Origin of the sequence: Chitinophaga ginsengisoli (genome assembly GCF_003014595.1) — a bacterium.
GTDB lineage: Bacteria > Bacteroidota > Bacteroidia > Chitinophagales > Chitinophagaceae > Chitinophaga > Chitinophaga ginsengisoli.
Genome location: NZ_PYGK01000011.1, coordinates 1 through 26251, shown reverse-complemented (window position 1 = coordinate 26251; position 26251 = coordinate 1). Strand labels below are relative to the sequence as shown.

The following is a 26251-nucleotide window of genomic DNA, read 5'->3' as shown; positions in this document are numbered from 1 at the left end:
CAAATTTGATAATATGGAAGCCAACGAAAACAGCCGACGTTTAATGTATGGATGTGACGGAGTGACAATTGAGAACGGGCATTTTAAAGTGCATGCAGTAAGCGATCAGTTTAAAGTAGCCACACCTTATATCCGCAGAGATTTTTATAAAATAACCTTATTCAGAGGTATCAGCAGGTTACACTATGCTGATCAGGGTATTTTGATAGACAGACCAGCGTTGACTTTTTCCAATCCCCTGGTACCTTATAGCTGGGAGCCCGTTTCAGAAAGTTGGACGGGATACTATTGTCAGTTTACGGAAGACTTTGTCCATATCCGCGACAGAGGACGTCTCTCTCTGCAGGATTCACCACTATTCAAAATAGGAGGTAGCCCGGTATGTTTCCTGAGTGAAGAGCAGTATGCCACCGTGGAAGGGCTGTTCAAAAAAATGATAGAAGAAGAGGCAACAGATTATATACACAAGTATGATGTGATCGGCAGCTATGTGAACCTCATTATTCATGAAGCATTGCGGATGCAACCAGCAACGTCTGCCAGTAAGCAAAGCAGCGCTGCGGTACGTATCACCATGTCATTTATGGAGCTGCTGGAAAAACAGTTTCCTATCAATTCCCAGGAACAGACACTGGCCCTGAAAACGGCAGGTGATTATGCGAAACATCTGGCCATTCACGTGAACCATCTCAATCATGCAGTGAGAGATGTAACAGGAAAGGCTACCACCGTACATATCAGGGAACGCATTATTGCGGAAGCAAAATTATTACTGAGAAATACAGACTGGAGTATTGCGGATATCGCTTATAGTTTAGGGTTTGACTATCCGGCTTATTTCAACAACTTCTTCAAAAAGCAAACGGGTATGACACCCCGTTCGGCAAAACTGGTATAACCAGGGGGTACCTAGGATACTCCCTGATTAGCTCCGGTTAATTTCTCTTTCACTATGACAAGGCGGTCGTAGAAAACCTCAAAAATGCCTACCCCTTTTCTCAGTTTCATAATCTGAAGGTGGCTGTACACGAAAGCCGGGACATTGGTAATAACACTTCCCGGACCTAACTCAATCGTTGTTGGCAGATCTGCTGTTTTGAAAAATTCTTCCATCTCCTGGATCTCTTTGTCGGCATATTTCATGCGGCAAAGATAACCGCGTAGCCGTATTTAAATGAAATTTTTTATCTTGGTAGCGCCATTCTAAATAAAACCCTGATGGAGCTGATAATCAATGTTAAACAGGCAGGACGTAAGCATGCATTGTTTGAAAAACAGGTCATCGAAATAGATGACATAGGCAAGCAACCCACTTTAAAGGAACTGATCAACGCCGTTGTGAAACAACAGGTGATTACTTACAATAGTAAACCCTCTGAGAAGAACCTTATTCCTTTCCTGACGGATAAACAGATGGCTGCACAAGCTTCAGGTGGTAAGATTGGTTTTGGCAGTATCTACAATGAACAGAAAGCAGATGTTGTCAAAGCGCAGGGAACGGCTTTACAAGCCTTTGAAGATGGGATATATGCTGTTTTTGCAAACGATGAAGAGCTGACATCCTTATCTCGCCAGCTGGATCTTTCCCACGAAACCGTTATTACATTTATTCGATTAACTTTTCTTGCCGGTAGCTACTGGTAATCATTGAAAACCCCCTATATAATTTAGATTCTTTACACCATGAACGCATTGGAATTCCTTAGTACGAGGATTATACCCGACCACCTGAGCCAACTGGAGACAACCCTGAAAGCCGTTTATAATGGCAGCTCCAGCCACACATTACTAACAAAGAGAACTGCCGAAATGGCCCTGCTGCTGCTGGACAAAATGGACAAAGCGGAAGCAGAGACGGCGCATTATTACGGTCCTCCAATTATAGAATACGGCGACATACGTTATGACCGGTTGCTTGAATTGCTGCCGGAGAATGAATGGGACAACAAAGAAGCGTCCGACCTGTTGATTTATCTTTTCGGAGCCGAAAAGGCTGTTTATGTCAAACATGCCTGGAAGAAATTTCCTGACCTGATGTATCAGGCAAGGTGGGACCGGCGTTCATTCCGAGCGCCCGGCAATCGGGAATTGTATCTGCCTAACCAGCTGAGTTTTCTGGCCACGGCTATGTTACAGGTGCAGCGGACAGAATATTCAGGCGTTGACATTAAGTTAGTTTGTTATGATCTCGATATCAGGGAACAGATCATATGGGATCATCAGATTGCTGTGGGCTCCCTGTATCATTTGTGGGCGGCCGCAATAGATCTTAATAAGGAAGGAATATTCTCCCTCTTCGAGGATATCATTTTTAATAAAGAAGCCATTGGCAAAGTAAGTCGTGGCGTTATAAAAGCCTTGCTGCTAAGTGAGAAAGAAACGGCCTGGCAACTGGTAGAGAAACTGCTGCTGGCGGCGCAACGGCAGGAAGGATTGCGACAAACGATCCTGGAGGCATTGGATGAGACGAGCAGGGGGGCCTTGATCTATATGGTCAAGGTACTGGTGGACAACAAAATGGCCAGATTCTCTTCTGTTGTAAGAGCCCTCGACACATGGGCGGGTACACACTGGGAATCTGAAAAAGAATCCGCAGTAAATGCCTTTTTGCAAAAGGCATACGAATACCTGTCGGACCCTTCACGGATACCGGAAGGGATCCGGAGTAAAAACAATACGGATATTTATATGGCGCTCTGGGCGCAGGGCGTGTTTGACGTTGCGAAGACCTTGCCTTACCTGCGGCAGCTGGCGGAAGATCCTTCGCCCGAGAAGTATTGTATAGCGCTGAAGTTTGTGCTGGAGGCCAGGCATTTTGAACTGGATATGCCGATAGCCTATCCTGCTTTAGACAGTAAAGAACTGGTAGTTATCGGGATTGCAGCTACTATTCTTGAGCAGCGGATAGAACAAAACCCTGCGCATTATGACAAGTATTATCCGGAGCTGTTTGACAAACTACATGCAGTATTATTACGATCTCCTGTGAAAGAAAAGGAGTTTATGCGCACTGTTTTTTCCTGGATGAAGATCAACTATACCAGGGCGGAGATATTCAGGGTGATGTTGCTCCTGGTGCTGGACAAACAGGAAAGACTGGATGTGTTGCTGTCTTATTTTGAAGAGATGGACGCCGATGTGAAACTAAGGCTGGTGAATGTCATTCTGCCGGATTATTCAGGCTATTACTGGGAAGAAAAGAAGGTGGTAAAGCCCCTCACTGACTTCCAGCGCAATTTCTGTTTCCGTATATTGAAAGAGAGAGGAGAAATGTTGTCGGGCATTGCATTTAAGGCCCTGGCAACAGTGAACCTGACTGTTGAGGAATCAGGTATTTTCAAAGAATTGCTGAAACGCAAGAGCGGTACAACAAGGGGCAAAGTGATTGCCATATTGCTGAAACAGTCTGATGAATTATTGAGCGACACATTGCAGGAGTTGTTGCAGGGGGATGCAGAGCAACGTTTAGCCGGACTGGATATTGCCCTGCAATTGCAACAGCAGCAGAAGCAGCTGGCGGTATTACCAGCGTTGCTGGAAACATTCAGGTCGAGGAAGAGTATTTCCCAGAAGGAGGAAATATTACTCTCACAATTATCCGGTAGCGATGAAACGACCAGTTGTACTGCAGAAAACGGATATGGATTGTTCGATCCAAAGCAATTGTCGCCTGTTATTACACCTGTAGTAGATGCAGCTGATCTGTATGGCAAATGCCTGAAAGATGGGGAGTATGGTTTTTCTGTTCCGCTGGAAGCTATTAAGGATGCCTTTCAGCAGTTATTCAGGTTGTTGCAGCAACATAAAGCGTATGAATATGAAGTGGTCAATTACGACAATACAAAAGCCACCATACTGTTAGGGAATGACTTCCGGCAAAAACAGGCACCTGGTTATCAATACGCATCCGACAAAGAAAGATATGAGGACTATCCTTTAGCGGAGGTATGGGAACAGTGGTATCAGTCTGTGGGATGGCAACCGAGAGACCTTTTCCTTTTGAACAGCATCGCCAGATGGCATGATGATATTAAGACGAATGACGAACTGACTGCATTGATGCTTCCTTATATACCAGATCTGGGGCAGCTGATATCTGAAGATTTGCAGCGATTTTCTACCTACAGATGGGCCAATCCGTTTACCCGGATCACCCTGGCATTAGCCCTGATTCATCCTTGTGAAGAGGATGGAGAAATCCTGCTGGGTATTATTACGCGGATGTTTGCTGCTATACCGGATGAGTTACTATATAAAGAGAATGAGGACTATGAAGAAACTTACCGGTATGGCTGGAGCGGTGGCTGGCAGGCAAATGACCTGCTCGGGGATTTTGTAAGGAGGATTGACCCCTATACAATGCCGGAGCACCTGGTGGAACAATGCTGGAACCTGTATCACTGGCGGCAGTTTACGGGATTGCCGAGGAATATTCCATTCAATCATCCTCCGCTAGCCATCTTTTGCCGGGCATTTCAGCAGGGTATCATCTCTGAAAGTGGAATGTACAGGGGACTACTTTTTCCTGATTATATACGGATGCTGTCGACTACGAGGAAATACAGGGCAGATCGTGATTATTTCGAATCATATCCTTTCCTGAGATCTATGTACACTCACCTGCGAGAGCATATACTGGACATAGAACTGAAACGGGGTGATTCACCGACTGCGGTTTCTAAGTTTGTGCAGGAAGTACAATGGCTGGGAGGTATTCAACGTTTTGCGGGCATTCTGATGGGATTGGGAAAGACGGCACTGTATAAAGGATATCTTTATTCGTCTTCTGAGTCCAGTAAGCAACAGATGTTCAGTGCTTTACTGAAAAGGTGTCATCCGCTGGAAACAGATACACAGGAAGCTTTTGAGGAAGGCATGCGCAGGGTAAAGGTATCAGAAGAACGGCTCCTGGAAGCGGCCGTTTATGCACCACAGTGGCAGAAGTTTGTGAGCGGGTACCTGGGTTGGAAAGGACTGGACTCCGCCATCTGGTGGATGCATGCACATACCAAGACATCAGTTTATAGTGATGTCAGCGTGGAAGCAGAAAGTGAAATAGCACGGTATTCCGCCGTTGATATTGACGACTTTAAAGAAGGTGCCGTTGACAAGGAGTGGTTCCTGAAAGCTTATAAAGAACTGGGACAGGAGCGCTGGCAGAAAGTATATGATGCCGCGAAATATATCAGTGATGGTAATGGACACCGGCGGGCGCGCCTGTATGCGGATGTGATCACCGGCGATCTGAAAATAAAGGAGGTAACGCAGAAAGTAAAAGAAAAACGTGATCAGGATTACCTGCGTTTATATGGATTGATCCCATTGAGCAGGACGAACCCGGAGAAGGATGAATTGTCCCGCTATGAATATCTTCAGCAGTTCAAAAAGGAAAGCAAACAGTTTGGCGCTCAGAAGCAGAGCAGCGAGGCGGTAGCCATCCGTATTGCTATGGAGAACCTGGCCAGGAATGCAGGTTACGCTGATCCGCAGCGACTGACCTGGGCAATGGAAACGAAACAGGTGCAGCATATTCTGGCAAAGGAAACCCAGGTACAATACGATGATGTACTGATTGGTCTTGTCATAGAAGAAAGCGGAGAAGCAGACATTGTGGCGTTCCGTAACGATAAAAAACTGGCCAGTATACCCGCGAAGTACAAAAAGGATAAAAAGATACTGGAACTGAACGAGTTCAAAAAGACACTGAGAGAACAGCTGCGCCGTTCCAGGAAGGCATTGGAAGATGCCATGGTAAGAGGAGATGGTTTCTTGTTGGACGAGATCGTTCGCCTGTTTGAACATCCGGTTATTTCAAAACATCTGGAGAAGCTGGTCTTTACGTGTAAGAAAGGACATGGGTTTTACAGGAAGGGAGAACTGGTGTCTGCTAAAGGAGTGGTGACGCAACCGGATAAGGATGCACTGATCTGGATTGCCCATTGTACAGACCTGCATGCCAGTGGGGAATGGAGCGACTATCAGCGGTATTGTTTTGAAAAAGAGTTGCAGCAACCTTTCAGACAGGTATTCAGGGAGTTATATCTGCCGCTGGCAGAAGAGCTGCAGGAGCAATCGGTGTCAAGACGTTATGCAGGACATCAGATACAACCCACTCAGACAGTCGCCTTATTGAAGACAAGAGGATGGAGAGTGGATTACGAAGAGGGGCTGCAGAAGGTATTTCACCGGGAAGGATTTGTGGCCAAGATGTATGCTCAGGCCGACTGGTTCACGCCGGGACAGGTGGAAAGCCCTGTATTGGAACAGGTGGTTTTCCATGACCTGAAATCATATAAGAATGTCGCATTTGAAGATATCGCTCCCCGTATATTCAGTGAGGTGATGCGGGATATTGACCTGGTAGTGAGTGTAGCACATGTTGGCGGGGTGGATCCGGAAGCCAGTCATTCCAGCATTGAAATGCGTACCGCACTACTGCGCGAAACAGCCAGGTTGTTTAAACTGAATAATGTGACTGTGAGCGGAACGCATGCGAAGATCGTGGGCCAATATGGCGAATACAGCGTGCACCTGGGTAGTGCAGTCGTGCATCAGATGCCTGGCAGATATCTGTCTATTTTGCCGGTACATTCACAGCAGCGGGGAAGATTGTTCCTGCCATTTGTGGATGATGATCCGAAATCGTCAGAGCTGATATCCAAAGTACTGTTGCTGGCGCGGGATAAAGATATCCAGGATCCGACCATACTGCAGCAGTTACGGTTCTAAAGTAAGTCTTCGTCTTCGGCGAAGGCTGCTACACGGCCTATCTGGCCGTCTTCCAGTCTGACTTTTATACCCCGGGAATGGTAGGCGGAGGAAGTGAGGATGTTTTTCACAATGCCATATGTCAGCTTACCGCTGCGCTGGTCTTTTTTGAGAATGATCGCCACTGCCAATCCCGGGTATATATCTTTTCTGTACTGACCGTCCATAGTTTTAAAATTCTGGGCGCAAAGGTAGGTATTTTACACGTCTGATATACCAGATCAGGATGCTAATAACAGGAGCTTCAGGCGATTATTTAAATAAAAAAACATCCGTATAATATTAAATGTTTTAAAAATTGCCTATGTTTGCCATACAACTATTGGGACAACATTTTGGATTGTTTGACGCCAGATCTCTGTGACTAGCATCCTTTTTTCCTCCCGTATTTGTTCCTGAATTGATTATTCATACTTATGCATCGGGTGCTTTGTTCAAAAACTCATTAGAAAATTGTTTGCTTTCCTGATTAATAATCTGCTATAAGGCAAATGACGCTGATTTCTTGTGTAGGAGGATGTTATTAGCCCAAAAGTGTTTCGATTTGTTATACCGTGAAATATTACTTATCCCTTTTAATCATATTATTATCCACTATATGCCAGGTATATAGTCAATCTGCGGTAAATATGCAGCTATCCGACTATTACCGGAAGTGGAAGGTAAAACTTCCGCAACGCCAGCAATATCCGCAGTTTGGCGATAGCCTGTACTATTTTGTGAATGGAGATAATAAAGCGCCCGTTATCCTCATTGTTCCTTTCCGGCCAACGGGTAGTGATACGGCAATAGGATATTACGAGCGTAAGAAAAGCACTCCCGGACCGGTCATCGCTACTCCGCGTACTCCGCTATTAACTGTACACGGGAACGTGATGTATGATCTGTTCTATCAGTCCAATGTTGATACCCCCTATGTGCAGAAAGATGTGTATCAGCATACGGTGCAAACCAGCCTGGTACTCACCTACAAAGACCGCTATCCTTTGCGGATAAACTTTACCACCAGGATGGGGAATTCTTCTCTTTTCAGGAACCTGACGGATTTTAATCTTCAGTTCACCAGCAGGGATTTCAAAAACGCCATGTTACAGCGTGCCAAAGGATGGGACGCAGGAAAATATGCACAGCTGGAAGAGCTGGAGAAACTCCGGGCACAGATGGAGGCCAAGCAACAGGAGATCAATAGGCTGAAGGGATGGAAAGCCGACCCTGCTTTGTTACAGCGTATGGTAGAGGCCCGGGAGAGAGCTTATTACGGACGGATTAAAGATTCATTGGCAGCCCTCAACAAACCCGATATGGAAGTGCCTGACCTGAATATCGGGAAACGAGGTCTGGGTAAGATGGAATTGCCTGATGACATGAAAGACAAGGGCGGTTCGGAAAAAGAAAAGGCTGATTCAGCCGTCAAGAAGCTGACTAACAGCTATGAAGGGGCAGAAAGGAAGCTGGATTCTCTGCAGGGAGAAATGGCAAAATTACAGGCACTATATAAGAAGCAGGAGGATATCTATAATACGAGGAAAGGCGCCCTGGCAGATATACTGATACGCAGCAAGAATAATAAGGAACTGGCTGAGAACCTCAAGGCGGCGAACCTGCCGGATACGATGCTGCCCAAAGGTTATAAACACCTGTTGGCGATTCGTTCTGTCGGTATAGGCCGTACCCTGGTCAATTATTCAGAACTGACCGCGAAGGATATCAGCATACTGGGCGTGCAGGCAGAATACAATCCTTCTTATTACGTCGCTTTTGCAACGGGCAGGGTCGATTATCGTTTCAGGGACTTTTTGTTCAATGAGAACAGGTCCCGGCAATACCTGACGTTGATGCGTGCAGGTTTGGGTATGCGTGACGGCAATAATCTCATTGTGACTTATTACACCGGTAAAAAGCAGGTATATAATTTCAATACGGCGCCGGGAGGCAGTACTAACGCCGGTAACCTGGAACAGCGGATCATGGGATTCTCACTGGAAGGGCGCTGGCAACTGAATGAGAACAATTATATCATCGGAGAGGCGGCTAAATCATCACTGCCTACCTATGCCAGGTCTGGTGAAGATCATAGCAGTGCACTTGGCAGCGTATTTAAATTGGATGATCATTCCAATGAGGCATACTCTGTGAAAGCCAGCTCTTTCTGGCCCCAAACAGGCACGAAGATCAATGGTATGTATAAGATGATGGGCGCTAATTTTCAGTCGTTCAGTCTCTTTACGACCGGTTCTTCACAAACAGCCTGGTCTATCCGGGTGGATCAGCCGTTCTTTAAGCAGCAGCTGACCATCAGCGGAAGTATCAAGAAGAATGATTTTACAACGAATTATCAGCAGACAAACTATCAGAGCAATACTGTTTTCAAAAGCATACAGGCTACCTTCCGGAGGAAGAAATGGCCGGTGATCACTGTAGGCTATTATCCGAGCTCCCAGATTACAAAGCTGAGTGATAACAGTTATTCAGAAAACCTGTTTTATAACCTAGTGGGAACGGCCAGCCATTTCTATACCTACAGGGGTATTATGATGAGTACTGTATTCTCGTACACACAGTTTTATAATAAACAGACCGATAGTAATTTCCTCTACTTCAACAGTAAGAATATGATGTTGAACCAGACCCTGTTTGTAGGGAAGTTCACCATCAATGGGGGAGGTTCATTCGCTACCAATCCGGAGTACAACCTGTATGGCGCAGATGGGAACGTGCAGTATAAAATGAGAACATGGCTGGAGATCGGTGGTGGTATGAAATATAATTTCCAGACGGTTTATGACCTTACACAGATAGGCTACTCCGGTAATGCGAGAGTCATTATCCCGTTGTTGGGTGAAATTGCTGTTATGGCAGAAAAGGCATTTATACCAGGCATGGAAAAGCGCCTGGTTTCCAGTAATAATGGAAGATTAACCTATACAAAGACATTTTAAACATGACCAAAATGAAAAATTACCTGCTGTTACTGCTTGTTATAATCTTTGGTATGAAGACCAAAGCGCAGGTTAGTATGACTGCTCAAGTACCTCCTGAGGGCGTATTAGTGAAAGCGCAGTTGTGGAACATTGTACTGGTATCCGTATCTGAGGCGCCGACTACAGTTAAAATAGTCATGCGGCTGACAGATATCAAAACCAATCAGCCGGTACTGACGGGCATTTCCCGTAACATTACATTGACCAAAGGTGCAAAGCAGCTGCAGGTGAGTGATGTGTCGCCTGTTCAGTATGAGTATCTATCGAATGTAGCTGACCGAAGTCCGAATGGCTTATTGCCGGTAGGTAACTATCAGGCATGTTACAGCCTGTTCATACAGGGCGTTTCCCATGGAGACCTGATCTCCGAAGATTGTATTCCTTTTGCAGTAGCGCCGGTAGGACCGCCATTACTGAACACACCAGCAGACCAGAGCGTACTGGAAACCTTCAATCCGCAGTTCACCTGGTTGCCGCCATCCCCTGCTAATATCTTCAGTAATCTGAACTATGAGTTACTGCTGACAGAAGTAAGGAGCGGACAGTCCGCCGTAGAGGCCATACAGCAAAACCTGCCTGTATACAGATTGCCATCCACCAACAACCTGTTTGCCAACTATCCGTCATCCGCATTATCGCTGGATACCGGTAAACAATATGCCTGGACTATCATTGCTAAAAACGGTCCCGCTTTTGCTGCACAAACAGACGTATGGACCTTCAGATTGAAGTCTACATTGGTAAAGAAGGAGGCAGCAGAAAATACACATATCCAGCTGAGAAAGGAACTGGATGGGGCGGTAGCGGCAGTAACCGGAAATGTACATTTTACTTACACCAACGAGGTGAATGATAATGTAGTTAAATACGAGTTGGTAGGGCTGGAAACAGGTAACACGGTGATCGCCTCCGGAGACCTGAATGTCAAGCCAGGCGACAACATGATGGCATTCGAAGTGAAAAGAAAATACAATCTGCAGGATGGTAAAAGCTATCTGCTGCGTGTGAAGAATTCCAGGAATGAGTACTGGCAGATGAAGTTTGTTTATACGAAATAGTTAACTTGAAATATGAAAGTGTTGAGAACTGGTCTAATACTCCTGTGTGGCCTTGCGATATTCCGTACCACAAGCGCACAGGAAGTGAATGATACGGCAAAACTATTTGCCGAAATGAAAACATTGCAGAGCGTATACCAGCAGAAGGCTTTGTCTTTTGATATCAGGTATACTTATGCCAGTGAACTGCATCCTGAGGCCTTACTGGACTCTTTGAGCGGTCATGCAGATATTGCCGGCAGCAGCTATTATTATCAGCTGGCGAATACTGAAATGACAGCTAATGATAAATATATAGTGACGCTTTTCAAGGAAGACAAGATCATGTATTTATCAAAACCGGTATCCTTAAATGCTGCTGATCCACTGGAGCAAATGCGGGTGTCCATGAAAACAGCCGGTGTAACCCGTTGTTCCGTTACGGAAAAGGGAACGGTAAAGTCTATCCAGGTCGGATTTAAAGAAGGAGGTCCTTATAAGGAGCTGCAGATGATGTTCGACAAGTCATCCGGCTATCTGATCTCCATGAGATATGTGCTTAAAACGAGCTTACTGATGGAGACGACCGGTGGTGCAAATGGAGAGGTGCCTGAAGAGTATGGAGAGTATGCGATCGTACAGAGCTATTATGATAATTACAAACAGCTTTCTGAGCAGCAGAAACGGTTTGATAATACGCAGTTCTTTTATAAAGAGGGGGATGAATTTAAGCCCACAGCTGCGTATAGTGAGTACAAGGTATTTGTTGGTTCTCCGGATCTGCAGTAGGAGGATGATATGGGAAGATTAACTGGAAGCCGGGAACTGCCTTACCCATATTCCGGGATAATCGCGTACCAATCCATCATCATCTACTTCCAGCTCAGCTGTAAAGCCTGACCATAAACTCTCATATCTATACAACCTGTCGGCCAGTTTCGTGTACCGTTGTTTCACTGGTTTCACGTCCATGGCCGGCAGGTCAAAATATAAAACAGTGATCTCCTTCGATTCTCCTTCAGCGAGTGATAGCCTGTTTATAGCCAGTGTATTTGTAAACGGGGTGATGGAAATATCAATATCTATACAAGGACCAAAGATCTCATGAATAGTTCCCTGTTTGTCAGACCATTTACCATTCTCTCGTGTAAACTGTAACTCCTTCTGAATATGATCATGTGCCCTGATCAGGACACCGGTTGTTTCCCAATCAGCATTGGCCGTGATGTGATAATCGACATGCAGCGGCAGATCTTTCACCAACCCGGTAATATATCCCCGTATGTGATGAGTGCTATCAGACTGAATATGAAGATATTCGAGCGTATTATAGTAAGTGCCTTTCCAGACGATTTGCTTGGAGGTCATACGTCGTTTTTCTTCAATTTACGAAAAATCATGCCGATACACGCAGGGCTATATACGCTTTATCGATCAGAGTGCCAGCGCCTGTAATCTGCATTGTATATCTGCTGCTTTTTGCAGCAGGGAAGGATCTTTTATATAAGACGTAATGTCCAGTCGCTCACTGATGAGGCTCTTTTTATACAGGGTATTGAAATTGTAATAGTCTAAGCGGAAGTTCCATGTTGCAGACAGGTGATCAAATACCTTCCTGTTACAGTTAGCAAGAAAAGCGTGATCAACCACCAGGTAAGCGGAAGGAGGTAACTGTAGCAGGTGTTGCAGGATTGCCTCATTGTAGGAGATCCATACTTTCAGATTGTGTTCACTATGTTTTCTCAGCAGCTTCTCTTTCCGGTAAGGCGCTTTGCAATGCTTCCAGATCAATCGTGGGAGTCCTCCTTTCCGCTCATATTTATGTACGCTTTCAGCGTAGCGCCGCTGGATGAGCGAACTGACAACGCTCTTGTAGTCACGTAATATCACGAGGTAGCGGGCGTCAGGTAAAACCTCCCTGTAGAAGGGAAGGAAAAGGCAGGTGCGTGGATCTTTCCATCCCCATTGCACCTGGCTTGCCGCCTTTTCCCGGATCAGCCGGCGCAAGGATTGTTGCTGCGCCTCCGACAAAGATTGCAGCGGAGTGGTGACAAGACCATCTTTATTAAGATCATGTTCGCTTAATACCCGCTGATGATAGTTATAAAAATCTACATCCTCATAATGTCCTTGTGTATTGCCAATGCCAGCTTCCAGGAACTGATTGCCCATATGCAATCCGCACCTGTATAGCCACTGGGTAAGCAATGAAGTGCCCGAACGGTGCATGCCCGTTATAATTAATACATTATTGCTCATTTTATTATCTCTTAGTTGGAAGCCGCGCTGGCATATTGCGCCTGCTGTAGTGCAAGCGACTGGTTAATGAATTGAAGGAATAAGTTAGTGCAGACTGTGAGGCTCTGTTCATCAGTACGCAGATGAAGATCAGGCTGGGAGGGAATTTCGAATGGATCATTAATACCTGTAAAATTATTTAACTTGTCCGGATGCCCGTCTGGTAACAGTGCCCGTTTGTAAAGCCCCTTAGTATCTCTTGCAATCAGTTTGTCCACTGCACAGTCAATAAATACTGTTTTTACATCTGCATAGTTAGCCGACAATTCTTGCCGTATTGCCTCATAAGGGTTGATAGCACTGATGATACAAATGATACCATAATTTGACAGACGACTGGCCACAAAGCCCAGGCGACGAATGTTTTCGCAACGATCTTCTTTTGAGAAACCCAGGTCCCGGCAAAGGGATTCCCGGTAGATGTCACCGTCAATAATTTCGATTGGCGTACCATAAGCTGCTGCTTTTCGTTGTACATTTTTTGCAATGGTGGATTTGCCCGCACCGGATAAACCGCATAGTTGTATAATCATCGCATATTGATTTACAGGTTGAACAGCCGACAGCAGGTGATGTAGGGTAAATGGTGCAGCTTATAGGAAAATGGCGGGTTAAATGTGTGCTCGCAGTGATATGGTGCTAAACTAATACAATATGTCTGAGTGAAAAGATAATATAGATGAAACCCGGAATTATGCCGATGTATGCAGGAAATTTTTCACACATCATATTTCCGGGAACAAGTGAATGGAGGTTGATAGTTTCCCGTTATACAGCAAATCGTTTGAAGGTCTCTTTGGTAATGATCTTAACGTTTTCAGCCAGTTGATCCAATGTACAGCTCAGCAATCTGATATTATAGGGGAGGTTATCGTGCATCTCGATGAATTCAAGACACAGGCCACATTGATCCGTTACATTGGAATTTCCTTTCAGTTGATGAAACATGTTATCTGCCGCTTCTCTGTCATGCCCCATGCAGAATTTGCCGAAACTTTCATGTCCGTCCATTGTCTTGAGGTGCAACAATATGTGAAAGTTAATTTCCATAACACACAACTTCTTTTTAGGCTATTAACAAAACTTAGGGATAAAGTTACCACTTTCAGCCCGGATGCCGCTATATAGAAATGTGAAAATTCTGTCATCTGGTGAGGCTGCCTGGTAAACTGTCTCCCATAGGAATTACCAGGCAGCCTGTTCCTTAGAAGATCTCCGCCAGCTTTGTATCCAGCTGTTCGTAACCATCACCTCCGCTTCCAAAGCGGGCTATGATAACGCCATCAGGATTGATTAATATCTCGGTAGGTACGGCATGGACCCCATACATATTATAAATGTCTCCGGGTTGCGGTTTACCGTCCTCTTTAAATTTGTTGGTGTCCAGTCCCCGGAGCACATGATTCCAGATACTCACACCATCTTTTGTGATCGCTTTCTTCCATTCTTCGGGCTTATCATCGTTATCGGCCACACCTAATATAGTTAGTCCTTTGTCTTTATATAAGGCATATAACTCTTTCAGATGGCTGCTATTTTTCCTGCAGGGGAGACACCAGCTGGCCCAGAAGTCGAGTAAGAGGTATTTACCTTTAAAGTCCATCAGGCTGACAGGGTTGCCGTTCATATCCCGCTGACTGAACAACTGTGCACGACTACCCGGTGAGCCGTTCTGGACCGTTTCCAGGGCCTCAGATAGTTCTTTACCATAGATGCTGGTCTGCAACCAGGGCGATAGTTTGGCGATATAAGATTTCAGCGTTTCCGCTTTCATGTAGCTGGTAAAATACCGCAGTTCTGCAGCCGTCACATAGGAGTCCGGATGAGAGCGGAAAAAGCTGTAGCTAACCTCTCTGGCTTTCTCCTGCAGGGGCTGTAGCTTTTCCCTGGCGGCATCTGCTTTGGCCTTTAATGTGCTCAATTCTGCTTCGCTTTTCCTGGCCTGTATAGCCTTCAGATATTGCTTGTTGGCGTCTTCAAAAGCCTGGGAAAGGGGGGCCATTTCCTGCTGCACACTGGTCCTGTCATTTACCAGTTCCTGGTACTCGTCTTGTGTAACAGAGCCCTTTATCGTAGCGTCCTGGAAGGTGGGTGATTTAATATTGATAGTTATGATCGCCGGATCGAGATAGAAGTTGATCCCGCTTTCGCCACTAGTACTACTAATAGTAGCTAACACCGGTTCGCTGAGTATCCCTTTAAAGGAAAAGGTACCGTTCCTGATAGCGCTGCTATCTTCAATGTAGAAGCCGTTGCCATAGCGGAGATATACGTATCCGTTGTCTTTGCCCGTGATAGTGCCGTCTAACTGGAAGGGGCCGCGTTTTTCCTGGGCGATGGAAAAAGAGGTTACAAGAATGCCCATAACGACAGTCGTTAATTTTTTCATAGGGTTGTTGGAATAATGTTACGTTAAAGATTCTAGTTGATTCGGGGTATCAATATAATAATTATTTAATAAATGGAGAATTGGGATTATGAGTAAAGCTGCACTTTCTCTATCATTTCTATGACGTTAGATACCTGCAGTTTCTCAAAAATGCGCTTTTTATAGGTGCTGACAGTCGAAATCTGTAAGCTGAGTCTTTCGGCTATTTCGGCTACACTGGAACCTTTGATCAGCAGCTGCATGATATTGTTCTCGCGGCTGGATAAACGCTGAATGGGATTAGTGGCAGCCTTTTTATTGGTAAAATTGTTCAGTAATGTTTGTTTCAGGGTGGGGCTGAGGTATTTTTCATCCCGTAGCAAGGTCTTTACGGCATTTTTGATCTCTTCAATACCTGTTTTTTTGGACAGGAAGCCATCAGCGCCCGCCTCCAGGTAACGCCATCCGAAGATCTGTTCATCGTAACTGGAGAAGATAAGGATCTTAATGTCTGGATGCCTCAGGCGGATCACATCCAGCATCTGATGATTATTCCCTCCGGGCATGTCAATATCCAGTATAACCAGATCGAACGTTTTAGTGGACAATGTTTTTAGGGTATCCTCGAAACTGGCTGCTTCACTAACATGCGCATCCTCGATGGACTTCTGCAAAATGAGTGTAGTTCCATACCGGACCACCTCCTGATCATCGACAACTAAGATATTAGGCATAGCACAACTTATTGTGTAAAAGTACGTTACGACGATTAAATAAACAATGAATGGAAGATAGTGCCTGGCACTTTTGTAGTAAAACTACTACATATTAATACAAGTTATTCTAAATAATTAAATCAAACAAGTATATAAATTTGTTGCATATGAAAACCGTGAACTGGGATTAAACTAAAACGTACCTATGAATGATTCGGAAGCGCTTCGCAGTCTTCTGTCCCAATACCAATACACAATTATTTTCAGAATGAGATCATTTCTTCTTAAGTGCCTGGGCTGCATATTTTTATGCTTCCTGCTCAGTAGTTCTTCATATGCCCAGACAGGACCAGCCGGTGTAAATAGCGGAGCTGTGTTATGGCTGGACGCCTCGGATGTGCTGGCAGGGGGAACTGCACCGGCTTATGGTACAACATTGTCTACCTGGTATGATAAGTCAGGTGGTGGGCATAATGCAGTCAGCGCAGGTACTAACGCAGTGATATACAATAGTGGTGGTGCAAATGACCGCCCTGTTGTCAATTTTACGCGTACCTCGGCAACTGTAGGTTCCGGCATGACGGTATCGGGATTGGACATACGGGCGGTAACCTCCCCCAGTGTCACGATCTTCGCAGTGTACCGGCCGGGTACAAACGATGGCAATGCGCAGGCAATATGGGGAAATGATAATGGAAGTCAGCAACGCTATTTCAATAATAAAGCAGCAACCGGTACTACAGATGCCAGCCTGGCTACAGGGGGAACTGCCGTCGTCATACCCGGAGGAGCGAAAGCCGGGGAGACCCGGCTTGTCACAGCCGTCTATAGTAATGGCACTAATGCATCTGCAGCTTACCTTAACGGGAAGCTGATTTCTGCATTTACGGACCAGACAGCCAGTGCTTCTGGTCTTTCTACTTTTAAGATCGGTTTAGATGGCGACAATAATTACTACAATGGTGATATCAGTGAACTGATTGTATACAACAGGAAACTGACTGCCTGCGAAATAGAAAAGATCAATATATACCTCGCCGCCAAATATGCAACGGATTTTACCGATATGGCGTCTAACTACACCCTTGGTATTCCATATAATAATGATATCAACGGTGTTGGCGTACGTACTTCGGCATGTGGAGGTACCTATAATATCAGTGCTTCTTTCAGTAGTATCCTGTCAGTTACCAACCCTTCCGCGTCAAACACCGGTGTAGTATTGAGTTTTGGCGATGACCGCGGAGGATATGGCAGCTCTTCACAGACGCCTTCCGCTTATACCTCCAGGTTACAGCAGGTATGGCGCGCGGACCTGAACGGGAATATTGGTACAGTGGATGTCTGCTTCGAACTGACTGGTTTGGGTATTGACGTTTCCAACTCCGGCAACTTCGCATTGCTGATCGATAAAGATGGCGATTTCAGTAACGCTACCGTTGTTAACACCGGTATTACGACCCTGGTGAACAGGGTATGTATTTCCGGGGTGAGCCTCACGAAGGGCGATTACTTCACACTGGCCACCAGGGCAGCAACCAGCACGGCTTCTGAGATCACTTCAACGAATGAAGGTGTTCAACAGAAGTCATTATTTACCGCCGCGACTGTCGTTGATGATCAGATACTTGTAAAGGGAAGTGCCAGCATCACAGATGGAAAGGTGTATATAGAATCAGGATTTGTTTCGGGAGATGTACTCTCCTGGGGCACTCTACCTACAGGAGTAACAGGCGCATATAATACCACTACCGGGGTGGCCACTTTTACGGGCACTGCTTCAGCAACCGACTGGCAGACATTTTACCGCACCCTCATGTTTAACACCACCAGCGGCACTACTGCCAACAGAACTATTCGTTTTGTATTGAGTAATGCGGTGACTTATACTGTTGGTACCAAGCCTCACTACTACGAATATATTACCACTCCTATGAGTTGGACCGCGGCCAAAGCGGCTGCGGAAGCCCGTACGTTGTATGGACTTCAGGGGTACCTGGCTACTATTACCGCACAGATAGAAAATGACTTTATCACTTCTAAACTCTCCAGTGATGGCTGGGTAGGTGGTACCTGTAACTATTCGCTGGTGAATACTGCCGTAGGTAGTACTGTATTTACTAACCAGAGCCAGGCGTATGGTAAATATTACTGGGTATCGGGTCCTGAGAAGGGAACGGCTATTTCCACAGGATTGAACACGCCTACAGCAGTGGGAACCGCGTACATGAACTGGAATGGGGGTGAGCCGAATAACTATCAGAGTACCGATGAGGAGTATATGCAGTTATATTCCACGAATCAGGGTAAATGGAATGACCTTCCGAATACTTCGAATCTGGGATATGTGGTAGAATATGGAGGATATGCTTCTGACCCGGTATTGAATATTGACTATAGCAGGGTGATGGTAAATGCACCACCAGCTCCCGCTATTACTGCTTTCTCTACCGATAACGGGCTTAGTGCGACAGATAACATTACGAATGATAATACGCTGATCCTCAGCGGAACAGGACAGGCTTCTGCTACTGTTACCGTATATAGGGCAGATATAGGATCAATAGGTACGGCTACCATCAAGGCTAACGGCAAGTGGACATTTGACTACACCGCTACTTCTTTAGCAGATGGTACTTATGCATTTACCGCAACCGCTACTACCGGTGCGCAGACAAGTGCTGCCAGTCAGACCTATACCATCACGGTAGACAGAACGGCTCCTTTCAAACCAGGACAGCCAGCGCTGGTATCGGGTGGAAGTGCATCAAATGATGTTACACCTGACCTGACTGGTTCTGCAGAACCAGGTTCTCTCGTTACAGTATACGATGGCGCTACGCAGATAGGCACCGCTACTACCAACGCATCAGGCCAATGGACACTGACTGCGCCTACCCTGAGTACCACCTTACATAATATTACGGTGACGGCAACAGATGTTGCGGGCAATGTCAGTGTCAGCAGTGATCCGTTCCCGCTGACCATAGATGTTACTGCACCGGCTACGCCTTCCGCACCAACGCTGGTAGGAGGTGTTGCGGGTGTAACCAACGATAACACGCCCACTATCATCGGTAAGGCCGAAGCCAATAGTACGGTAACGATCTATAATGGAGGTGTAAGTGCAGGTACTGCCAAGGCTGATGGTAACGGAGATTATATCTTTACCTTCCCTGTACTTGCCGACGGACCGTATACCATAAAAGTAACGGCTACCGATGCAGCAGGTAATACCAGCGGACAAAGTGCCGCGCTGAACTTTACGGTAGATACCCAGGCGCCTGCAGTACCAACAGTTACTACTGCCCAAACGCCGACGAATAATAAAACACCTACTGTAACTGGTGCAACAGATCCTAACAGCATCGTGACCATCTATAAAGATGGCGTATCTGTAGGTACCGTTACCGCGAATGCTTCCGGTAATTATACTTACACCTTTAGTCCTGCATTGCCTGACGCTACTTATAGCATTACCGCAACTGCCAGTGACGCTATAGGTAATACCAGTGCACAAAGCAGTCCGCTGAGCATTACCATAGATGCTACTGCTCCTAATGCACCGGTTATAACCACCAATAAATTAATCACTAATAATAATACACCTACCATAACTGGTACTGCAGAAGCGAATAGCACGGTAACCATTTACAAGGGAGGGGTGGCTGTCGCAACGACTACAGCCAATGCCAGTGGTAGTTTCTCTTATACGTTCAGTCCTGCATTAGCGGATAACGTATATGCTGTAACCGCCACTGCCAAAGATGCAGCAGGCAATGTCAGTTCACAGAGTAATGTATTGAATATCACGATTGATACACAGGCGCCTCCGGCTCCGGTAGTGTCAGCTGTAGCTACACCAGCAAATGACAACACCCCAACTGTCACCGGCACCGCAGAGCCTAACAGCACAGTCACCATTTATCATGATGGCGCGCTGGCTGGTACCACAACCGCTAATGCCAGTGGTAACTATACTTATACCTTTACTTCGTCGTTGGCTGACGGTCTGCGTGGCATAACAGCGACTGCTACAGATGCAGCAGGTAATACAGGTCCGCAGAGCGTGCCGCTGAATATCCTGATCGATACCCAGGCGCCGGGTGTACCGACTATTACTACTGCTCAAACGCCAACTAATGACAATACGCCAACTGTAACCGGTACAGCAGAAGCTAATAGCACGGTTACAATATATGTAGATGGTAGTGCAGTAGGTACAACTACTGCTAATGGCAGCGGCAATTATACGTTCACCGTTCCAACACCATTGTCTGATGGTTCGCATGCATTCACCGCTACTGCTACGGATGCTGTAGGTAATACCAGTGCATCAAGTGCTACCCTGAATATCACCATCGATACGCAGGCGCCTGCAGTACCGACTATCACTACTACACAAACGCTGACGGCCAATAATAAGCCAACTGTAACCGGTACAACAGATGCCAACAGCACTGTAACGATCTATGTAGATGGAGCAGCAGTAGGTACAACAATCGCTAATGCCAGCGGTAACTATACCTTCACGGTGCCAACAGCGCTGACTGACGGTACGCATGCGTTCACAGCAACTGCCACAGATGCATTAGGCAATACCAGTGCACCAAGTGCAACGCTGAATATCACTATCGATACGCAAGCCCCACCGGCACCAACTATCACTACTGCCCAGACATTAACCAGCGATAATACACCGACCGTAACCGGTACCGCGGAAGCTAATAGCACAGTTACTATATATGTAGATGGCGCAGCGGCGGGTACAACTACTGCTAATGCGGGTGGTAACTACACCTTCACAGTACCAACAGCATTGCCTGATGGTACACATGCATTTACATCGACGGCTACAGATGCAGTAGGTAATACCAGTGCGCCAAGTGCTACGCTGAATATCACTATCGATACGCAGGCACCTCCGGTACCTACTATTACCACCGCTCAGACACCGACTAATGACAATACACCAACTGTAACTGGTATAGCAGAAGTTAATAGTACTGTAACTATATATGTGGATGGATCAGCAGTAGGTACAACCACTGCTAATGCGAGTGGTAACTACACCTTCACGGTGCCAACTGCTTTAGCTGATGGTACACATGCATTCACAGCAACTGCTACAGATGCAGTAGGTAATGTTAGCGCGCCAAGTGCAACACTGAATATCACTATCGATACGCAGGCGCCACCGGCACCGACTATCACTACTGCTCAGACACTGACAAGTGATAATACACCAACTGTAACTGGTACAGCAGAAGCCAACAGTACGGTCACTGTATATAAGGACGGCGCCATTGTAGCTACTGTATCTGCGGATGGCAGTGGTAATTATACTTACACATTTACTACGTCACTTGCTGACGGTCCTTACGCACTGACTGCCACTGCCACAGATGCTGTAGGTAATGTTAGTGCACCAAGTGCAACACTGAATATCACTATCGATACGCAGAAACCAACAGTACCAACTATCACTACTGCTCAGACACTGACCAGTGATAATACACCAACTGTAACTGGTACTGCGGAAGCTAACAGCACCGTTACTATATATGTAGATGGATCAGCAGTAGGTACAACGACCGTTAATGCTGGTGGTAATTATACCTTCACTGTGCCAACAGCCCTGACTGATGGTACGCATGCATTCACCGCTACTGCTACAGATGCAGTAGGTAATGTTAGTGCACCAAGTGCTACGCTGAATATCACTATCGATACCCAGAAGCCAACAGTACCAACTATCACTACTGCTCAGACACTGACAAGTGATAATACACCAACTGTAACTGGTACTGCGGAAGCTAACAGCACCGTAACTATATATGTAGATGGATCAGCAGTAGGTATAACTACCGCTAATGCTGGTGGTAACTACACCTTCACCGTGCCAACTGTTTTAGCTGACGGTACGCATGCATTCACCGCAACTGCTACCGATGCTGTAGGAAATGTTAGCGCACCAAGTGCAACGCTGAATATCACTATCGATACGCAGAAACCAACAGTACCAACTATCACTACTGCTCAGACACTGACCAGTGATAATACACCAACTGTAACAGGTACTGCGGAAGCTAACAGCACCGTTACTATATATGTAGATGGATCAGCAGTAGGTACAACTACCGCTAATGCTGGTGGTAACTACACCTTCACCGTGCCAACAGCCCTGACTGATGGTACGCACGCATTCACTGCTACTGCTACCGATGCAGTAGGAAATGTGAGCGCACCAAGTGCAACACTGAATATCACTATCGATACCCAGGCACCAACAGTACCGACTATCACTACTGCTCAGACACTGACCAGTGATAATACACCAACTGTAACCGGTACTGCAGAAGCTAACAGCACCGTTACTATATATGTAGATGGATCAGCAGTGGGTACAACCACAGCTGACGCTAGCGGTAACTATACATTCACTGTGCCAACGGCCCTGGCTGATGGTACACATGCATTCACTGCTACTGCTACAGATGCAGTAGGAAATGTTAGTGCACCAAGTGCAACGCTGAATATCACTATCGATACCCAGAAACCAACAGTACCAACTATCACTACTGCTCAGACACTGACAAGTGATAATACACCAACTGTAACTGGTACTGCGGAAGCTAACAGCACTGTAACTATATATGTAGATGGATCAGCAGTGGGTACAACCACAGCTGACGCGAGTGGTAACTATACTTTCACTGTGCCAACAGCCCTGGGTGATGGTACGCATGCATTCACCGCAACGGCTACCGATGCTGTAGGTAATGTCAGTGCACCAAGTGCAACGTTGAATATCACTATCGATACCCAGAAACCAATAGTACCAACTATCACTACTGCTCAGACACTGACCAGTGATAATACACCAACTGTAACAGGTACTGCGGAAGCTAACAGCACCGTTACTATATATGTGGATGGTTCAGCAGTAGGTACAACTACCGCTAATGCTGGTGGTAATTATACCTTCACTGTGCCAACCGCATTAACTGATGGTACGCACGCATTCACTGCTACTGCTACCGATGCTGTAGGTAATGTCAGTGCGCCAAGTGCAACGCTGAATATCACGATCGATACACAGAAACCAACAGTACCAACTATCACTACTGCTCAGACACTGACCAGTGATAATACACCGACTGTAACCGGTACTGCAGAAGCTAACAGCACTGTAACTATATATGTAGATGGATCAGCAGTGGGTACAACCACAGCTGACGCTAGCGGTAACTATACCTTCACAGTACCAACCGCATTAACTGATGGCACGCACGCATTCACTGCTACAGCTACCGATGCTGTAGGTAATGTTAGTGCACCAAGTGCAACGCTGAATATCACTATCGATACGCAGAAACCAACAGTACCAACTATCACTACTGCTCAGACACTGACAAGTGATAATACACCAACTGTAACAGGTACTGCGGAAGCTAACAGCACCGTTACTATATATGTGGATGGATCAGCAGTAGGTACAACTACCGCTAATGCTAGCGGTAACTACACCTTCACCGTGCCAACAGCCCTGACTGATGGTACGCACGCATTCACTGCTACTGCTACCGATGCTGTAGGTAATGTCAGTGCGCCAAGTGCTACGCTGAATATCACGATCGATACACAGGCACCAACAGTACCAACTATCACTACTGCTCAAACACTGACTAGTGATAATACACCAACTGTAACAGGTACTGCGGAAGTTAACAGCACTGTTACTATATATGTAGATGGTTCAGCAGTAGGTACAACTACCGCTAATGCTGGTGGTAATTATACTTTCACTGTGCCAACTGCCCTGCCGGATGGTACACATGCATTCACAGCAACTGCTACAGACGCTGTAGGAAATGTTAGTGCACCAAGTGCAACGCTGAATATCACGATCGATACCCAGGCACCAACAGTACCGACTATCACTACTGCTCAAACACTGACTAGTGATAATACACCAACTGTAACTGGTACAGCTGAAGCTAATAGCACCGTAACTATATATGTAGATGGATCAGCAGTAGGTACAACCACAGCTGACGCTGGTGGTAATTACACCTTCACCGTGCCAACAGCCCTGGCTGATGGTACGCATGCATTCACCGCTACTGCCACAGATGCAGTAGGTAATGTGAGCGCACCAAGTGCTACGCTGAATATCACTATCGATACCCAGAAACCAACAGTACCAACTATCACTACTGCTCAGACACTGACAAGTGATAATACACCAACTGTAACTGGTACTGCTGAAGCTAACAGCACCGTTACTATATATGTAGATGGATCAGCAGTGGGTACAACCACAGCTGATGCGAGTGGTAACTATACTTTCACTGTGCCAACTGCCCTGGGTGATGGTACGCATGCATTCACCGCAACTGCTACAGACGCTGTAGGTAATATCAGCGCGCCAAGTGCAACGCTGAATATCACTATCGATACCCAGAAGCCAACAGTACCAACTATCACTACTGCTCAGACACTGACAAGCGATAATACACCAACTGTAACAGGTACTGCGGAAGCTAACAGCACTGTTACTATCTATGTGGATGGATCAGCAGTAGGTACAACTACCGCTAATGCTAGCGGTAACTATACCTTCACTGTTCCAACTGCCCTGGCTGATGGTACCCATGCATTCACTGCTACAGCTACCGATGCTGTAGGTAATGTCAGTGCACCAAGTGCAACACTGAATATCACGATCGATACCCAGAAACCGGCTGTACCAACTATCACCACTGCTCAAACGCTGACTAGTGATAACACTCCAACTGTAACCGGTACCGCAGAAGCTAATAGTACTGTAACTATATATGTGGATGGATCAGCAGTGGGTACAACCACAGCTGACGCTAGCGGTAACTATACCTTCACAGTGCCAACCGCATTAACTGATGGTACGCACGCATTCACTGCTACAGCTACCGATGCTGTAGGAAATGTTAGTGCACCAAGTGCAACGCTGAATATCACTATCGATACCCAGAAACCAACAGTACCAACTATCACTACTGCTCAGACACTGACCAGTGATAATACACCAACCGTAACTGGTACAGCTGAAGCTAACAGCACTGTAACTATATATGTGGATGGATCAGCAGTGGGTACAACTACCGCTAATGCCGGAGGTAACTACACCTTCACCGTGCCAACAGCCTTGACTGATGGTACGCATGCATTCACTGCTACTGCTACCGATGCTGTAGGTAATGTTAGCGCACCAAGTGCAACGCTGAATATCACCATCGATACCCAGGCACCAACAGTACCAACTATCACTACTGCTCAGACACTGACTAGTGATAATACACCAACTGTAACTGGTACAGCTGAAGCTAACAGCACTGTTACTATATATGTAGATGGATCAGCAGTAGGTACAACGACCGCTAATGCTGGTGGTAATTATACCTTCACTGTGCCAACAGCCCTGACTGATGGTACGCATGCATTCACCGCTACTGCTACCGATGCTGTAGGTAATGTCAGTGCACCAAGTGCTACGCTGAATATCACTATCGATACACAGAAACCAACAGTACCAACTATCACTACTGCTCAGACACTGACAAGTGATAATACACCAACTGTAACCGGTACTGCAGAAGCTAACAGCACCGTTACTATATATGTAGATGGTTCAGCAGTGGGTACAACCACAGCTGACGCTAGCGGTAACTATACCTTCACTGTGCCAACGGCCCTGGCTGATGGTACACATGCATTCACTGCTACTGCTACCGATGCTGTAGGTAATGTTAGCGCGCCAAGTGCTACGCTGAATATCACTATCGATACCCAGAAACCAACAGTACCAACTATCACCACTGCTCAGACACTGACCAGTGATAATACACCAACTGTAACTGGTACAGCTGAAGCTAACAGCACCGTTACTATATATGTAGATGGATCAGCAGTAGGTACAACCACAGCTGACGCTGGTGGTAACTATACTTTCACCGTGCCAACAGCCCTGACTGATGGTACGCATGCATTCACCGCTACTGCTACCGATGCTGTAGGTAATGTCAGTGCGCCAAGTGCAACGCT

General features: G+C 46.1%; 15 protein-coding genes. 7 read left to right on the top strand and 8 right to left on the bottom strand.

Going from position 1 to position 26251, the window contains the following annotated elements; all coding sequences use genetic code 11:
* The first annotated feature begins 13 nt into the window (after positions 1-13).
* Positions 14-898 carry a helix-turn-helix domain-containing protein gene (locus CLV42_RS22965; protein WP_106604271.1) on the top strand — a complete coding sequence of 295 codons (885 nt, stop codon included), beginning with the start codon at positions 14-16 and terminating at the stop codon, positions 896-898.
* 11 nt (positions 899-909) lie between these two features.
* Here CLV42_RS22965 and CLV42_RS22960 read toward each other — a convergent pair whose 3' ends face one another.
* A complete protein-coding gene (locus CLV42_RS22960; protein ID WP_106604270.1) occupies positions 910-1143 on the bottom strand; it encodes a DUF6965 family protein in 234 nt (77 codons plus the stop codon).
* A gap of 75 nt (positions 1144-1218) precedes the next feature.
* Between CLV42_RS22960 and CLV42_RS22955 the strand changes: the two genes are divergently transcribed.
* Together CLV42_RS22955 and CLV42_RS22950 are read left to right on the top strand one after the other, a co-directional pair.
* Positions 1219-1644 carry a hypothetical protein gene (locus CLV42_RS22955; RefSeq protein ID WP_106604269.1) on the top strand — a complete coding sequence of 142 codons (426 nt, stop codon included), beginning with the start codon at positions 1219-1221 and terminating at the stop codon, positions 1642-1644.
* A 39-nt stretch (positions 1645-1683) separates the two neighbouring features.
* Complete coding sequence (locus CLV42_RS22950; RefSeq protein WP_106604268.1) at positions 1684-6729, top strand: DUF4132 domain-containing protein; 5046 nt, start codon at positions 1684-1686, stop codon at positions 6727-6729.
* On the opposite strand, the gene CLV42_RS22945 is transcribed toward CLV42_RS22950, so the two are convergent.
* Positions 6726-6935, bottom strand: coding sequence for a YwbE family protein (locus CLV42_RS22945; protein ID WP_106604267.1), 210 nt, complete (start codon positions 6933-6935; stop codon positions 6726-6728). The two genes, CLV42_RS22950 and CLV42_RS22945, sit on opposite strands and share 4 nt — an antisense overlap.
* Positions 6936-7397: 462 nt before the next feature.
* On the opposite strand from CLV42_RS22945, the gene CLV42_RS22940 reads away from it, so the two are divergent.
* Genes CLV42_RS22940 through CLV42_RS22930 form a run of 3 tightly spaced genes read left to right on the top strand, consistent with a single transcriptional unit; the run spans position 7398 to position 11575 of the window.
* Positions 7398-9707, top strand: coding sequence for a coiled-coil domain-containing protein (locus CLV42_RS22940; RefSeq protein ID WP_106604266.1), 2310 nt, complete (start codon positions 7398-7400; stop codon positions 9705-9707).
* Positions 9708-9718: 11 nt separating this feature from the next.
* Entirely contained in the window at positions 9719-10807 is a 1089-nt protein-coding gene (locus tag CLV42_RS22935; protein ID WP_146154456.1) for a hypothetical protein, read from the top strand.
* A gap of 12 nt (positions 10808-10819) precedes the next feature.
* On the top strand, positions 10820-11575 hold the full coding sequence (locus tag CLV42_RS22930) for a hypothetical protein (protein ID WP_106604264.1): 756 nt from the start codon (positions 10820-10822) through the stop codon (positions 11573-11575).
* A gap of 18 nt (positions 11576-11593) precedes the next feature.
* Here the strand turns inward: CLV42_RS22930 and CLV42_RS22925 are convergent, their stop codons facing one another.
* The 6 genes from CLV42_RS22925 to CLV42_RS22900 form a co-directional block, all read right to left on the bottom strand.
* Positions 11594-12154: a putative glycolipid-binding domain-containing protein gene (locus CLV42_RS22925; protein WP_106604263.1), complete on the bottom strand. Its 561-nt coding sequence runs from the start codon at positions 12152-12154 to the stop codon at positions 11594-11596.
* 66 nt (positions 12155-12220) lie between these two features.
* Positions 12221-13045, bottom strand: coding sequence for a sulfotransferase (locus CLV42_RS22920; RefSeq protein WP_106604262.1), 825 nt, complete (start codon positions 13043-13045; stop codon positions 12221-12223).
* Positions 13046-13056: 11 nt separating this feature from the next.
* Positions 13057-13617 (bottom strand): adenylyl-sulfate kinase, encoded by a 561-nt coding sequence (gene cysC / locus CLV42_RS22915; RefSeq protein WP_106604261.1) that lies wholly within the window; start codon positions 13615-13617, stop codon positions 13057-13059.
* 235 nt (positions 13618-13852) lie between these two features.
* On the bottom strand, positions 13853-14134 hold the full coding sequence (locus CLV42_RS22910; RefSeq protein WP_146154455.1) for a hypothetical protein: 282 nt from the start codon (positions 14132-14134) through the stop codon (positions 13853-13855).
* A 154-nt stretch (positions 14135-14288) separates the two neighbouring features.
* Positions 14289-15473, bottom strand: coding sequence for a TlpA disulfide reductase family protein (locus CLV42_RS22905; protein ID WP_106604259.1), 1185 nt, complete (start codon positions 15471-15473; stop codon positions 14289-14291).
* An 86-nt stretch (positions 15474-15559) separates the two neighbouring features.
* A complete protein-coding gene (locus tag CLV42_RS22900) occupies positions 15560-16186 on the bottom strand; it encodes a response regulator (RefSeq protein WP_106604258.1) in 627 nt (208 codons plus the stop codon).
* Between the two features lie 250 nt (positions 16187-16436).
* On the opposite strand from CLV42_RS22900, the gene CLV42_RS22895 reads away from it, so the two are divergent.
* The coding region (locus tag CLV42_RS22895; protein ID WP_106604257.1) for an Ig-like domain-containing protein at positions 16437-26251 on the top strand (9815 nt) is incomplete at its 3' end.

Coding starts and splice junctions, on each gene's coding strand:
- CLV42_RS22965 (WP_106604271.1), top strand. CDS start 14: ATGGAAGCCAACGAAAACAGCCGACGTTTAATGTATGGATGTGACGGA.
- CLV42_RS22960 (WP_106604270.1), bottom strand. CDS start 1,143: ATGAAATATGCCGACAAAGAGATCCAGGAGATGGAAGAATTTTTCAAA.
- CLV42_RS22955 (WP_106604269.1), top strand. CDS start 1,219: ATGGAGCTGATAATCAATGTTAAACAGGCAGGACGTAAGCATGCATTG.
- CLV42_RS22950 (WP_106604268.1), top strand. CDS start 1,684: ATGAACGCATTGGAATTCCTTAGTACGAGGATTATACCCGACCACCTG.
- CLV42_RS22945 (WP_106604267.1), bottom strand. CDS start 6,935: ATGGACGGTCAGTACAGAAAAGATATATACCCGGGATTGGCAGTGGCG.
- CLV42_RS22940 (WP_106604266.1), top strand. CDS start 7,398: ATGCAGCTATCCGACTATTACCGGAAGTGGAAGGTAAAACTTCCGCAA.
- CLV42_RS22935 (WP_146154456.1), top strand. CDS start 9,719: ATGAAAAATTACCTGCTGTTACTGCTTGTTATAATCTTTGGTATGAAG.
- CLV42_RS22930 (WP_106604264.1), top strand. CDS start 10,820: ATGAAAGTGTTGAGAACTGGTCTAATACTCCTGTGTGGCCTTGCGATA.
- CLV42_RS22925 (WP_106604263.1), bottom strand. CDS start 12,154: ATGACCTCCAAGCAAATCGTCTGGAAAGGCACTTACTATAATACGCTC.
- CLV42_RS22920 (WP_106604262.1), bottom strand. CDS start 13,045: ATGAGCAATAATGTATTAATTATAACGGGCATGCACCGTTCGGGCACT.
- cysC (WP_106604261.1), bottom strand. CDS start 13,617: ATGATTATACAACTATGCGGTTTATCCGGTGCGGGCAAATCCACCATT.
- CLV42_RS22910 (WP_146154455.1), bottom strand. CDS start 14,134: ATGGAAATTAACTTTCACATATTGTTGCACCTCAAGACAATGGACGGA.
- CLV42_RS22905 (WP_106604259.1), bottom strand. CDS start 15,473: ATGAAAAAATTAACGACTGTCGTTATGGGCATTCTTGTAACCTCTTTT.
- CLV42_RS22900 (WP_106604258.1), bottom strand. CDS start 16,186: ATGCCTAATATCTTAGTTGTCGATGATCAGGAGGTGGTCCGGTATGGA.